General features: G+C 37.6%; 8 protein-coding genes. 4 read left to right on the forward strand and 4 right to left on the reverse strand.

Going from position 1 to position 15,565, the window contains the following annotated elements; all coding sequences use genetic code 11:
- Window positions 1-532: 532 nt before the first annotated feature.
- The 3 genes from AB5217_RS12230 to AB5217_RS12240 all read right to left on the reverse strand — a co-directional run bounded on the left by AB5217_RS12230 (window position 533) and on the right by AB5217_RS12240 (window position 6,843).
- Window positions 533-1,945, reverse strand: a complete 1,413-nt coding sequence (locus AB5217_RS12230) for a RagB/SusD family nutrient uptake outer membrane protein (RefSeq protein ID WP_032846421.1) — start codon at window positions 1,943-1,945, stop codon at window positions 533-535.
- Between the two features lie 20 nt (window positions 1,946-1,965).
- Window positions 1,966-4,764 carry a SusC/RagA family TonB-linked outer membrane protein gene (locus AB5217_RS12235; protein WP_234128299.1) on the reverse strand — a complete coding sequence of 933 codons (2,799 nt, stop codon included), beginning with the start codon at window positions 4,762-4,764 and terminating at the stop codon, window positions 1,966-1,968.
- A gap of 906 nt (window positions 4,765-5,670) precedes the next feature.
- Window positions 5,671-6,843, reverse strand: coding sequence for a site-specific integrase (locus tag AB5217_RS12240; RefSeq protein ID WP_004326266.1), 1,173 nt, complete (start codon window positions 6,841-6,843; stop codon window positions 5,671-5,673).
- A gap of 449 nt (window positions 6,844-7,292) precedes the next feature.
- Here AB5217_RS12240 and AB5217_RS12245 point away from each other — a divergent pair, with 449 nt between their 5' ends.
- From AB5217_RS12245 to AB5217_RS12260, 4 genes are all read left to right on the forward strand, one after another.
- Window positions 7,293-10,409, forward strand: coding sequence for a SusC/RagA family TonB-linked outer membrane protein (locus AB5217_RS12245; protein WP_229093183.1), 3,117 nt, complete (start codon window positions 7,293-7,295; stop codon window positions 10,407-10,409).
- A gap of 13 nt (window positions 10,410-10,422) precedes the next feature.
- A complete protein-coding gene (locus AB5217_RS12250; protein WP_032848933.1) occupies window positions 10,423-11,883 on the forward strand; it encodes a SusD/RagB family nutrient-binding outer membrane lipoprotein in 1,461 nt (486 codons plus the stop codon).
- A 102-nt stretch (window positions 11,884-11,985) separates the two neighbouring features.
- Window positions 11,986-13,248 (forward strand): GTPase HflX, encoded by a 1,263-nt coding sequence (gene hflX, locus AB5217_RS12255; protein ID WP_004326261.1) that lies wholly within the window; start codon window positions 11,986-11,988, stop codon window positions 13,246-13,248.
- Between the two features lie 92 nt (window positions 13,249-13,340).
- A complete protein-coding gene (locus AB5217_RS12260; protein ID WP_070782719.1) occupies window positions 13,341-15,332 on the forward strand; it encodes a DUF4954 family protein in 1,992 nt (663 codons plus the stop codon).
- Here the strand turns inward: AB5217_RS12260 and AB5217_RS12265 are convergent.
- Complete coding sequence (locus tag AB5217_RS12265; RefSeq protein ID WP_229097412.1) at window positions 15,304-15,564, reverse strand: hypothetical protein; 261 nt, start codon at window positions 15,562-15,564, stop codon at window positions 15,304-15,306. The genes AB5217_RS12260 and AB5217_RS12265 overlap by 29 nt on opposite strands.
- Window position 15,565 lies beyond the last annotated feature (1 nt).

A 15,565-nucleotide genomic window follows, 5' to 3' on the forward strand; every position in this document is an offset into this window, starting at 1 on the left:
ACTCTCAAATTTGGCTTAATAACTACTTCTTGTGTTTGCATTCCGATATACGAAATCTGCAAAGTCTTTGCAGAACTAAATATTTTGTATATTATTGATTATCAATGATGTAATATCTAATATTTAGGCGTGGAGAGCTTTTTCTTTTCTTAATTAATGATACATATATGCTTAATTATTAGCTAATTAAATAAATTCGTTATTATTGCCAGTCTATATATGTAATACTTAATCTCTACCCAAAATGGACTTAATTATCTGATAATAAGCGTGATATTTATTTAGTAAGAGAATACTATATGAAGAAAATTGCAACAAACTAATTCTGACTAATATTCAAATGTTGATTATTAGTCAAGGTAAATATGACATTCATTGAAATTTTGCAAGCGAATTATTGTTTCTTACGTAAAACTACTTATGTATATATTTATAAATAATAAGACCTGCAATTTTAGAATTAATCGAAATTGCAGGTCTCATCTATTTATTTAAAACTTATCCTTATATGGAGGCAATATTAAAAAATGTTTTATCGAGGTAAATTATTACTCCATCCCTCTGTTTGTATAACTCCAAAACCTGAATTGACTTCAAAAGAAGGTATTGGGTACACAAATTTTGCGATGTTGAAATTAGTGTACGATCCATCTGCTACACTAATAATTTTACCTAATCTTCTTGCATCAAAGAAGCGATGTCCTTCTTGAACCAGTTCTAATTTTCTTTCTTTATCAATGGCATCAATAACCGTTTGATCCTCTGCTATTTCATTGTCATCCAAATCCGGATTTCTTTTGGAAGCTACTTCCAATAGCTTTTCTTTAGCTTTTCCATAATTAGGAGTTGACTGTTTTGCATATGCTTCTGCCTGTATTAAATACATTTCAGGCAGTCTGAAAACTGGCAAATTAGAAATCTGATTATTGGTTGTGATACCACGCATTTTTCCACCAGTCCACGTACCGCCAAGAAGCGCCAGCCGAATATCATTAGGTGAATATTCTGCTACTGTTGCGCTGTTAATAGACAAACCGTATTTATTCCATAAAGTATTCAGAGCATTAGCGGACAAATAATCATCTTCGGCTTTTGCTATAAAGAAAATGTCTTCTGTCGAAACAGCCAATGTCGTATACATATTCTTATAGTCTTCTTTGGTTGATACAACTGTACCACCACTTAGGGTTATTGCCTCTTGAGCCGCTGTAATAGCCCCTTCGTAATTTTTCATATAGAGTTTTACGCGAGCTTCAAGTGCAGCAACTGCAGCCGTATTCATATACTGTTTACCTACATTTTCAACACCTTCTTTAGCATAATATTCTTTAGCTTTCGTTATATCATCAAGAATCAGGCTATAATTTTGTTCTACACTGACTCTTGACACCTGTGAATAGGCAGGGACGGGTTCAGTAACGTTTACGATACCTAATGTCGTTTTGTTGGCTTCCGAATATGGCAAACCAAACATGTTAGTCAAATAGAAAGAGCAGAGGGCTTTAATTGCATAGGCTTGAGCGATGCATCCTTCCACTTCTGCCAGATCCCCCTTTGTTACTTCTTTAAATGAAGCACCTTCTTTAATGATACGTGCACAACGGTCGATAGCCCAATATCCGTATGCCCATATTTCTTCTATGTATGAATTAGTATCCAGTATCTGATAGCGGAAGATGTCATAGAAATGAGACGTTGCAACGGAATGTGAAGTGATATCCGTTGGCGCATCTCCAATTGCTAATACATCACGTCCCAGAAAACGATATGAACCTAATGTGTAATATACACCATTTAGAGCGTTCTGAAAATCTTGGGTAGTAACCAAGGCTTCTTCTGTCGGAACAGAAGTTGATGGCGTTTCTGTCAAGAAGTCATCGCATGCGGTGAATGAAATTGCCATCCAACCGGTTAATAAAGCAAATAATATTTTCTTCATTGTCATAAATTTCTAAAGTTATTTTTTTAGAAGCTAAGATTAAGACCGAACATGATATTTCTAGGTACAGGATATGCCCAAGACTGCATACCGGTAGATCTGGTTTGTGGATCAAATCCTATAAAATCTTTAGCAGTGATAGTGAACAAATTGTCAGCAGAGATATAAACTCTTAAATTGTCAATAGCCACCTTATTCATAAGGTTCTTCGGAAGAGTATATCCTAAAACCATGGATTTCATTCTTAAATAAGAACCATTCATTAAGAAACGGCTGGAATTAGTTTCTGCTCCCGAGTTGTCTCCAGCTACAAATTTGGGTACGTCGGTTATATCTCCCGGCTTTTGCCAGCGGTTGTCATAAACGTAGTTAGATACCGGGCCTAAGAAATAATGTCCAACCTGCATATCAAATGCAAATCCGGAGTTATATACTTTATTTCCCAAGGTGAAACTGGTATCAAAAGAGAAGTCAAAACCTTTGTATTTGAAATTCATTCCAAAGCCACCATAAAATTTAGGATCGGCAGAACCTACAATTCGCTGACCGGCCTCATTTACATTTTTTGTTTTCTCATCCCCTTCTTGTCCTTTATACCACATTGCTTCTCCTGTTTCAGGATCCACTCCTGCATATTCCGGCATATAGAACGTATTATACGCTTCACCAACTTTTCTGATAGTTAGAGTATTCTCAATTGGTTTTTCTGTAGCAAGTTTTATGATTTTATTTTTATTTGCCGTACCAGTGAAACGAACATCCCAACTGAAATCTTTATTTCTAAGTACGTTAGCGTTAATTAAGAATTCTATACCTTTGTTTTCCATCTCACCTACATTTTTCAGGATAGATCCGAATCCAGTTGTGTAAGAAAGTGGTACATCAAATATCATATCTTTTGTCCGTTGGTTATAATAGTCTACTTCGAGTGTCAGTCTTTCGAAGAAAACAGCATGGATACCGATATCGGCTTTCGCAACAGTCTCCCATTTAAGATCCGGATTGGCTATTTGGTAAGGAATAGCTCCAGGTTTGCCATTATAAGAATATCCATAATTATACAATCCCATTGCTGCATAATAACCAATATCCTGGTTACCTACAGTTCCATAACTACCTCTGATAGTCAAATCTGTCAACCAATTTTTGGTATTTTCCATAAAGCTTTCGTTAGAGATTCGGTATTTTGCTCCTATAGACCAAAAAGGAGCCCATTTGTTGTTTACACCAAATCTTGACGAGCCGTCATAACGGAAACTGCCTGACAGATAATATTTATCATTCAAGTTATATTCTGCATTCATAAAGAATGAAGAAAGAGTGCTTGCTTTGGTTGAAGATCCCGCCCCTGTTGGCTTGGAAGCATTGTCCAATTCAAAAACAGCATCACTAGGATATCCACTGGCAGCTGCATAAATTGTTCTATAAGATATTTTCTGTGCTTCTTGTCCCAACAACACATTCAAATGATGCATGTCTTTGAAAGTGCGGTTGAAGTTTACGGTATTGGTAATGGTCAAGGTTGTTGCTCTTTCCTGGTTTCTTTGACCAAGCATACCACTACCGGAATATTGAGGATTATAAATTGAACTGTAAAAGAACTCGTCCAAGTCAATCAAGCTCAATCCTGCATTTGTCTTCCATGTTAAGCCATCAATAATATTATAAGTAAAATATGGATTCACAACCAATGTAATCTGCTTTTGATTGCGTTTATCACCTTTTTCTTTATCGTTAATAGCTACAGGATTATAATTAACATTTGTATTATATGTTCCGTCTTCATTGCGCACCTGTTCAAACGGACGGATGTCATATACTGCTACAATAGGATTAGTATATTGGCTTTCAGTCATAGTGTTGTTTATATCGGAGAGTGCTCCATTCACAGAAAGTCCATATCCTATCCGCCCGCTTTTTCCATCTAAACTAATACGTCCGCTATAGCGTTTCATTCCAGTTCCGATGACGATACCTGTGTTCTGAAAATATCCTCCACTAATATAATAGCGCAAATTTTCATTCCCACCTTGAGCACTGATATCATATTCTTGTGAAAAACCATTTTGCAGAATCTCCTTCAGCCAATCCACACTCTTGATATTTTGCGTCAAGTCCACATTATACCAATCCATAACATAGGCATTCAGCCATTCAGCAGAAGTCATGCCATCCTCACCGTCATATCCTGCATTTGTTAGTCCTTCGGTCCAGATCTCTTTGTATTTATCCAGATTTGTCGTACGATAATTATGATCTATCTTACCTACAAAACTAGTTCCGACTTTTGCATTCACATTAAAACGCGCTTTTCCCAGACTACCTTTTTTAGTAGTAACTACAATTACTCCATTCGCTGCACGAGCTCCATAAATAGCTGTAGCTGTAGCATCTTTCAAAACTGTGATGGACTCAATGTCGTTAGGATTGATATTAGCCATCGGACTTGCCGCCATATCCCCTGTCCCGGCTTTGTTATAAGCCCCCATTTTGTCTGTGTAAATGGCAATACCATCAATTACGTATAAAGGTTCAGTTCCAGAGTTCATTGAACCAACCCCACGAATAGTAGTAGAAGCATATGCACCAGGTTGTCCAGTCAAGCTATTTACTTGTAAACCAGCTACTGATCCTTCCAAAGACTTCATAAAGTTTGCATCTGTTTTTTTCATCAAGTCCTTATTATCCACCGTTTGGGCAGATCCCGTAAATGCCGCTTTTTTAGTTACCCCATATCCGGTTACCACAACCTCATCTATTAGCTGTGCATCAGATTTGAGAACCACTCGCAAATTGAGCTTTATCGCCACTTCCTGCGTCTGCATACCGATGTACGAAATCTGCAAAGTCTTTGCAGAACTAAATACAACTATAATATGTTGATTACTAACAATATATATGATGTTTGCTTTCCTTCGGAAATAAATTTTTGTTGTAGTTATTATGCAGATTATCAATATATTAAGCACCTACCAAACATATTAATTTACTGATTTATGATACCAGATTTCTATCAAAAATAGGGCATAACCATCTATTAATTAATTATTTAAGTTCTTATCTTATATGATATAAGCTAAAACTTATTTCCATCTTAACTGTTGAAGATGGTTTTCTTGTTCTAAATTATATCCAATAATTATTGACTATAATAATATATTCATTAGCAAACGGTAATCTAAGAAAAAGAAAAACTCCAGATGAAAAAATGCATATTTTATTACTGTATATTTTAAAATATGCAGGGGTGGATTCAAATATCCTCCAAAATCGCAGAGAATATGATTGATGAATATTTATATTGGATGGTTATATGCTTTTTCTGTATCAAAGAGATTGTGTAATTACATCTAATTATGCAAAAAGAGGTATTTATCATTTATCTGATGCTAAAATGAAAGAACCCCAAATGCCAGATTTTAATAGCTATTAGAGGCTGTCAAGTTTATAAATTAGCTTTTAATCCTTTCCTTTTAAAGAAAGCAAGGGCTTCTCTACGACCAATGACTCGTTCCTTTTAAAGGAACGTTTTATTCCTTTAAATGGGACGAGTGATAATATTCGTAATTATGATGTATCTTTAGATTATATATATGCGTTTTCGGAACTTATATTGCATATTCTTTCATTTAATTATACACACTGTTCTTCTATTAGAGAGAATTATACCTTCCATTTCTATAACCAAATCTTAAAAACAGAACACTTTCGTTTAGTTTTTGTGCTTATTATTATTTTTTTGATGAGGCAGTTTTCTCAAGATCACGCACCACTGTAATATCCATTATATTCGCATATACCTGCGTGGTCTTTACACTTTTATGTCCTAACAGTTTTTGTACAGTAGTTATATTGGCACCATTATATAATAATAAGGTAGCATTTGTATGACGGGCGGTGTGAAACGATACACGTTTATCAATTTTAGCCAAGCCTGCCAATATGTTTAATTCCTTATTAATATTAGAATTGTCTTTCAACTTGAAAAAACTATTGAGGTCATCTTTATAGCGTTGCAATATCTGGATTCCTTTACCCTCAAATAATAAATATAAAGGAAGGCGTACCTCCATACCTGTTTTGACAGATTTGTATATTATCCAAGTCTCCTGATGGAACTCAACAATATTTGCAGAGGTCAGATTAGTGAAATCAGAATATCGTAATCCAGCATAACAGCAAAATAAAAAAGCATCTTTTGTTTTTTGCAGTCTCGTATATCTTCCAGTCAGCTGCAAATTCTCAAATTTGTGTAACTCTTCCGGAGCTAAGTGTGTATGGCTTCCTTCTATACTTTTAATTTTATATTTTCTAAAGGCATACTTCTGTATATCCATATACTCCTTATTTATTGCAACATTAATATATCGTTTCAGATGCTTCATGTGCTTGGCAATAGTATTAAGGTGATAACCTTTAGATTGCAGATAATTATCAAATGAAGACACAAACTCAAATGTCAAATCGGTAAATAATACCTCTTTCTTGAACTCCTGAAGTAATTCAAGCGTGGAAAGGTGATTTTGACGGGTACTTTCTTTCAAAGAAGAATTGGCTATCTCCTCTTTAAAAAAAGTCAAAAACGACCTTCCATTGCTTAGAGGTTTATCAATAGAATTTTTTAATAAATCTAACGATATGGACTTTCCCTGTTGCCATAGTCCAAGTTCTGTTTGCTCAATAGCTGCTATATTTTCATATAACATACGATTCAAAACATTCGCATTAGGATGATTCTTCACCATTTTTCGTTTGGCATCCCACTGTTCCGGTTTGAGATATATTTTGGTGGAGAAATACATCTTTTTCCTGTTCAGATAGGCTTCTACCTGAACTAATGCCATTCCTCTTTTATTCAATCTCTTCTTTCTGTTAAACACAAGGTTGTAACTGATCTTTTCCATACTTTCATTTTTTAATTAATAATAGAACAAATTAGACGTAATTCTGTGCTATATCAGAGGCGAATAAGCATTAATATCTCTAAAAAATAAATCTTCAAATCACTTGGTATTCACAAAACTTTAAATTAAATGCCACTTTTTTATTCGCTTTTTCACGAAAAAAGCAAAAAGAATGGCTTTTAAAGGTGTTTTATGACTAAAAACGAGTAAAAGAAATATTAAAAGAGGCATTTTGCTTATGCAAAGTGTCAATTGCTGTTTTAGCAATCAAAGCTTTTGGTTGAAAAAAATATGCTTATCGGCATAAATACAGCTTGTAAAATAACAAAATGTTATATTTGCAACCTTTTTTTATTAATATAATTGCTAGTTTCAGTTTTATTAATATATTTGCAAATTGTTAGAGTAAAGATACAAATAATGTAAAGTTAAACTTTAAGAGAGAATTTATGAAAAGAAAATTAATGCTGTTATTGGCATGCCTTTTTGTGGGCATAGGCCTAGTAACTGCCCAGACTCAAAAGGTCACAGGCGTTGTGATTTCTGAAGAAGACGGGCAGCCAGTTGTTGGCGCTTCTGTGTTGGTAAAAGGTACCACTCTGGGTACAATCACAGATGTAGATGGTAATTTTAATTTGTCGAATGTACCAAGTTCTGCAAAGACTTTGCAGATTTCGTATATTGGTATGCAGACACAAGAAGTGGTGATCAAACCAACTTTAAAAGTTGTGCTAAAGTCTGATTCCCAAAATCTAGATGAGGTTGTAGTGACAGCTATGGGGATTAAGCGATCGGAAAAATCCCTAGGTTATGCCGTATCTAGTGTGAAGGGAGATGAAATAACTAAAGCACGTGAAAGTAATGTACTTAACTCATTGTCTGGTAAGATTGCGGGACTGCAAATAGCCCAATCATCTGGTACGGTAGGTGGTAGTTCAAGTATACAGATTCGTGGTGCCTCTTCTATTGGTTCCGTTTCTTCTCCTTTATTTATTATTGACGGGCTTCCAATTGACAATGGTTCTTATAATCCTGACAGAACTAATGGTATAGTCGATGTTGGTAACCGTGCAGGGGATATCAATTCAGACGATATTGAATCTATCAATGTATTGAAAGGAGCAGCTGCAACTGCATTGTATGGAGCGCGTGCAAAGGATGGTGCTATTGTTATTACTACAAAGAAGGGAAAAAAGAACTCTCCGGTATTTGTAACAGTAAACTCTTCTACACGATTTGAAAATGTACTGAAGTTACCTGATTTTCAAAATGAATATGCACAAGGTAGTTATGGCGTATATAATGTGAAAATGTTGAATGGTTGGGGACCGAAGATTTCATCGGTACAAGATCAACAGTTTACAGATTACAAAGGTGACAAAGTGACTTTGAAAGCAAATCCTGATAATGTAAAGGATTTCTATGAAACTGGAATGAGTTATATTAATAATGTATCAGTTGCGGGTGGTGGTGAAAAGGCCGACTTCCGCTTGAGCTTTACTTCTACTAATCAGACTGGTGTTGTACCTGGGTCTGACTACAATAAATACGCTTTTTCTGTCAATGCGGGTATGAATTTTACTAAGAACTTCACTGGTCGTATTTCTGCTCAATATATACGTTCCGATTCTGAAGGTCGTCCGGCACAAGGTGCAAATGATAGCAACCTACTGATTCCATTGATCAACGGATTGCCTAGAACTATTGATATACATGATATTCAAAAGAATTGGATTGATGAGAATGGAAAGCAGATAACATTAGATCCGGAAGGTAAAAGTAATAATCCATATTGGATTATTAATAAGAATAAGTTTACCAATAATTTAGATCGTATGATTGGTAATATTACATTGACTTATAAACCGATTGAAGGATTGACTATCACCAATAATGCCGGAACAGATTTTTACACAGAAGGAAGGCGTAAGGTGTATGCAAAGGGGACTGTAGGAGCCTTGAACGGAAAGTTCCAGACTTGGAATTTGTATAAAAGAATTATAAATAATGACTTAATGGTTTCTTACGAGAAGACTTTTGCAAATGACTATCATTTTAAGGTAATGATGGGGCATAATCTCTATCAGGAGGAATGGAAAAATGAAAATGTGCAGGCGCAGAATCTGGTTGTTGATGGGCTATACACATATACTAATGCGAAGTCTACTACTCCGGTAAATTATTATGAAAAGAAACGTCTTGTTGGTTTATATGGAGATATTAGTTTGGGATACAAAGATATGCTTTTCGTAAATGTAACAGGACGTAATGACTGGTCGTCTACTCTACCGATCAATAATCGTTCCTATTTCTATCCTTCCATAAGTGGTAGTTTTATTTTTACGGAGTTGATGGAAAACAAAGATATTCTGAATTTTGGTAAGGTTCGTTTGAGTTATGCTAATGTGGGTAGTGATGAAGATCCGTACAATTTGGCATTTAAATATACTCCCGCTAGTACTTACTTTTTGCAATATCTGGGTGATGTTAACACTTTCCCCCATATGGGATTAGTTGGCTTTACGGGACCTCGTGTCTTACCAAATGAGAATTTGAAGCCGCAAAATCAAAGTTCTTTTGAAGTTGGAGCTGATTTGCGTTTCTTCGGTGGAAAAATTAGGTTAGATATGACTTATTATAGCAATATTACAAAGAATCAGATTGTAAGTATTGATGTCCCATTGTCAACAGGCTACTTTGCCAATAATATTAATGCCGGGAAGATTGCCAATAAAGGTGTTGAAGTAACTTTGGGGTTGACTCCTGTGGAAACACGTGATTTTAAATGGGACCTGGATGCAACATTTGCTTCAAATAAGCAGACAGTGGAGGAGTTAGCTGAAGGACTTGATGAATATACGTTAACGAGTGGACTGAGCGGTTTACAAATTAAGGCTGCTAAAGGAGATTCGTTTGGCTTGTATGGCACGGGTTGGAAACGTGATGACCAAGGAAATTATGTGATTAATTCTAAAACAGGTTTGAGAGAAACTGTTAATAACGTGCGTTTAGGAGATGTATATCCTGATTTTACGATGGGAATCAACAATACATTTACTTATAAGGGAGTTACCTTGAGTTTCTTGATTGATATCCGTCATGGAGGTTCTTTGTATTCAGAGACTGTAGCTAATTTAAGAAGTAGCGGTTTGGCTGCTGAAACAATAGCTCACCGTGAAGATGCTTCCTTTATTGAGCCGGGTGTAATCCTTCAGGATGATGGAACATATAGACCTAATGATGTTCCTGTGAAAAGTATGCAGGATTATTGGCAGCATATATCCAATTCTAGTAATAATGAAGGGAATATCTATAATGCATCATTTGTAAAACTCAGAGAGGTACAGTTGTCTTATAGCTTCCCGCGCAAATGGTTCAAGAGCTTTTTTGTTAAATCATTGGATTTAGGTTTTGAGGCACGTAACTTATGGATTATTAAAGATCATGTGCCACATATTGATCCGGAAGCTAACTTCTTCGGTCCTTCTCAGATTGGGGGTGGTGTAGAGTTTAACAGCATACCTTCTACCAGAAGTTTTGGATTTAATGTCAGATTAACATTGTAAGATTTAAACGAATATGATAATGAAAAAGAAAATATTAACATACGCATTGAGCGCTTTGGCATGTTTAACTTCATGTAGCGATTGGCTCGATATTAACCATGATCCCAATACTGCCGAGAAAGTTGATCCCGGGTATTTGTTTAACTATGTAGCTGTAAACTGGGCTGGAACACGCACTGGTGGTGACTTTTATATTCCTTTATCTATGAGTTCGCAGTGTCAAGTTGATGGTGGACTTGATTACGGTGGCTGGGATGAATCTGTATATACTATTTCTCCTTATAGTACAGGGAATGTCTGGAAACATTATTATTCTGTAGGTGGCAATAATTTGATGTTAGCTATTAAAAATGCAGAAGAGTCAGAACCGGTGAATCACAATGCTATTGCGCAGTGTAAGATTCTTTTGGCTGAGCATATGTATGAGGCAACGATGTTGTGGGGAGATATTCCTTTCACAGAATCCTGGAACGGAACAATTAAATATCCGAAATTTGATTCTCAGGAAAGTGTATTGAATGGTGTTTTGTCATTACTTGATGAGGCATTACAGCTTATAGATCTGAATGATGCTAATGCAATTGATGAGTACGATATCTATTACAAAGGTGATATGAACAAATGGATGACTTTGGCAAAGTCTTTAAAGTTTAGAACATTGATGGTTATGGTAGATAAAGACCCTTCTAAGGCTGCTGCTATTGGTACGTTGCTGCAGGCTGGAGGAATGGTTGCATCAGCAGCGGACAATTTGGTATTTCCTTACTCTACAGATCCGGGTAACCAGAACCCTAAATATGAACTTATAGAATTGGTTGGGGGGACACAAATATTGTTCTTTGCTAGCAATTATATGTTGAAACCGATGCAAGAACGTGATGATCCCCGTATTCCCTGTTATTTTGAACCGGGTGCGGATGGTGTATACCGGGGGTTGGGTAATAGAGAGGCTGCAAAGACGGATGATGAAGAAAATCTACTGTCATCTGTTGTAAGCAACTACCTTTTCAGAAGAGACGCTCCGGAATTGATTTATTCTTGTCAAGAACAGCTACTTTTGGAAGCAGAAGCTTATGCGCGCGGATTAGGAGTTGCTCAAAATCTGTCGAAAGCTAATGAACTGTACCTGAAAGGAATTCGTGAAGCATGTGCTTTTTATGGAGTTGCGGAATCCGATATTGATACATATGTTACAGGTTTACCGGAATTGACAACGATGACCCAGGAAAAAGCTCTGTATGAGATTCATATGCAGCAATGGATTGATTTGATGGATCGTCCGTTTGAGGAGTTTGTACAATGGAGGCGATCTGGTACTGCCGGAAACGAGGTTCCGACATTGCAAGTCCCGGAAGATGCAACTTCAAAAGAATTGATCAGAAGATGGGAATATAGTCCTGAAGAAATGACAGCTAATATTAATGCACCGAAAGAATCTCCGAAAATCTGGGAAAAACTATGGTTTGATTTATAATTGAATTACCATAAATGATACGAAAAAGAGGACAATAAAACATTGTCCTCTTTTTTTTTGTTATATTTGCGCCCACATTATTATATATAATAGAAGTAAAGAATGAAAGAATTTGTAATATCCGAAGCCAAAGTAGAAACAGCAGTGCTTGTAGGACTCATCACACAGACGCAGGATGAGCGTAAAACAAACGAGTATCTGGATGAACTGGCTTTCCTTGCCGAGACGGCTGGGGCGGAAGTTGTGAAACGATTTACACAGAAGTTGCCGACGGCTAACTCTGTAACTTATGTTGGAAAAGGAAAGTTGGAAGAAATCAGACAATATATCCATGACGAAGAGGAAGCAGAACGTGAAGTAGGAATGGTCATCTTTGATGATGAGCTTTCTGCGAAACAGATTCGTAATATTGAAGCTGAACTGAAAGTGAAGATACTGGACCGTACTTCACTGATTCTTGATATATTTGCCATGCGTGCGCAGACAGCCAATGCGAAGACACAGGTAGAACTGGCACAGTATAAATATATGTTGCCGCGTTTGCAGCGGCTTTGGACTCACTTGGAACGCCAGGGAGGTGGTTCCGGTGCCGGTGGTGGCAAAGGTTCCGTGGGACTTCGTGGTCCGGGTGAAACACAGCTTGAGATGGACCGCCGTATCATCCTGAACCGTATGTCATTGCTGAAAGAACGTCTAGCGGAGATTGACAAGCAGAAAGCTACCCAACGCAAGAATCGCGGACGCATGATACGTGTTGCACTGGTTGGTTATACCAATGTGGGAAAATCAACCATGATGAATCTTCTCTCCAAGAGTGAAGTGTTTGCGGAAAACAAACTGTTCGCTACTTTAGACACTACTGTGCGCAAAGTGATTATCGATAATCTACCGTTCCTGTTGTCAGATACAGTAGGGTTTATTCGCAAGTTACCTACCGACTTGGTAGAATCTTTTAAATCTACCCTGGATGAGGTACGTGAAGCAGATTTGCTTGTGCACGTAGTCGATATTTCCCACCCCGGATTTGAGGAACAGATTGAGGTGGTGAACAAGACCCTGGCAGAGATTGGAGGCAGTGGCAAACCTATGATACTTGTATTTAATAAAATAGACGCTTACACCTACGTGGAGAAAGCGCCGGACGACCTTACCCCCCGAACAAAGGAAAACTTAACACTCGAAGAACTGATGAAGACGTGGATGGCAAAAATGGAGGATAACTGCCTCTTTATTTCCGCCCGCGAACGAATCAATATAGACGAACTGAAAAATGTAGTTTATCAGCGAGTGAAAGAATTACACGTTCAGAAATATCCCTATAACGATTTTCTTTATCAGACCTACGAAGAAGAAGAGGAAGAATAATCAATATGCTAATATGCTGATGTGCCAATTGATTGCGCGTACTGTATCAGAATTGGCACATTGGCATATGGGCACATTAACACATTATTAAGATGAAAGACTATCGTAGATTGACTGAAGATGAGATACTTCAGTTGAAGAGCCAGTCATGTCTGGCCGATGATTGGGGAAATGTATCAGTGGCAGAGGGTTTTAATTGTGAGTACGTCCATCATACCCGTTTCTCGGGTGAAGTAAAACTGGGGGTATTCGAAGCTGAATTTACATTGCCGGGGGGAATCAAGAAACATTCGGGATTACGTCATGTGACGTTGCACAATGTGTCGGTGGGCGATAACTGCTGTATTGAGAATATACAGAACTATATTGCTAATTATGAGATTGGCAGTGACACCTTCATTGAGAATGTAGATATTATTTTAGTGGATAGGTTAAGCACTTTTGGTAATGGGGTAGAAGTGGCTGTCTTGAATGAAACAGGAGGCCGTGAGGTGTTGATGAACGATAAATTGTCTGCGCACCAGGCATATATTCTTGCACTGTACCGCCATCGTCCCGAGCTGATAAACCGTATGAAATCTATTGCGGATTATTATTCCAATAAACATGCTTCTGCTGTCGGCAGTATTGGCAATCATGTGATGATTCTCAATACGGGCTCGATCAAGAATGTCCGGATTGGTGATTACTGCCATATCTGTGGGACCTGCCGCTTATCCAATGGCAGCGTCAATAGTAATGTGACGGCACCTGTACATATCGGACATGGTGTAATCTGTGATGACTTTATCATCTCTTCCGGCTCTAAAGTGGATGACGGCACGATGTTGACTCGTTGTTTCGTCGGACAATCCTGTAAACTGGGACACAATTATTCCGCTTCCGATTCTTTATTCTTCAGTAATTGTCAGGGAGAGAACGGTGAGGCATGTGCTATTTTTGCAGGTCCTTTCACTGTGACACACCATAAATCTACTTTATTGATTGCCGGTATGTTCTCGTTTATGAATGCGGGTTCGGGGTCCAATCAGAGTAATCACATGTATAAGTTAGGTCCTATCCATCAGGGAACGATGGAGAGAGGAGCGAAGACCACTTCCGATTCATATATCCTGTGGCCGGCACGTGTCGGGGCTTTCTCTTTGGTAATGGGACGTCATGTTAATCATGCCGATACTTCCAATCTTCCTTTCTCTTACCTGATAGAGCAGCGGAATACCACTTATCTTGTTCCGGGAGTTAATTTGAGAAGTGTAGGTACTATCCGTGACGCACAGAAATGGCCAAAGCGTGATAAGCGAAAAGATCCGAACCGGCTGGATTATATCAATTATAACCTGCTGAGTCCTTATACCATTCAGAAGATGTTTAAAGGACGTTCCATTTTGAAAGAATTGAAACGTGTATCCGGTGAAACTTCAGAGATCTACTCCTACCAGAGTGCTAAAATCAAGAACTCTTCTCTGAATAACGGAATTCGTTTTTATGAAATCGCCATTCACAAGTTCTTGGGAAACTCCATCATAAAACGATTGGAGGGTATTAATTTCCAGACCAATGAAGAAATCCGTCAGCGACTGAAACCTGACACGGAAATCGGACTTGGCGAATGGGTGGATGTTTCCGGACTGATTGCTCCCAAGAGTGAAATCGACCGATTGTTGGATGGTATTGAGAATGGAACAGTCAATCGTTTGAAATCCATCAATGCAAGTTTCGCGGAAATGCACGAGAATTATTATACCTATGAATGGACATGGGCTTATCATAAGATTCAGGAATTTTATGGCTTAGATCCGGAAACGATTACGGCACAAGATATCATCGGTATCGTGAAAGCGTGGCAGCAAGCTGTTGTCGGATTGGATAAGATGGTATATGAGGATGCCAAGAAAGAATTTTCATTGTCTTCCATGACTGGATTCGGTGCTGATGGTTCTCACGATGAAATGAAGCTGGATTTTGAGCAGGTACGCGGTGATTTCGAAAGCAATACCTTTGTGACAGCAGTATTGAAACATATTGAAGATAAAACAGCTCTTGGAAACGAGTTAATCAAACGGATTGAAGCAATCGAATCATAATAGGAGTGGCAGATGGCGAACTGTGGATGATAAACAGGATATGATAAATAGCAAACTGTAAATAAAATAGTGAGCGGTGAACGGCAGATGTCAACGAATGGCATAGCTTGTTTACCGCTCGTTGTTTATAGTTTATGATTGTCTTTTGCTGTTCCTGCTTTTCTCCGTTATTCATTCTTAATTCTTCATTCATCATTCGCCATTCTTCATTCTTAATTACTACCTTTGCCACA

It is taken from the genome of Bacteroides sp. MSSM.1001136sp1_RTP21357st2_D2_RTP21359_211015 (genome assembly GCF_040913205.1).
In the GTDB taxonomy this organism is placed as follows: domain Bacteria; phylum Bacteroidota; class Bacteroidia; order Bacteroidales; family Bacteroidaceae; genus Bacteroides; species Bacteroides ovatus.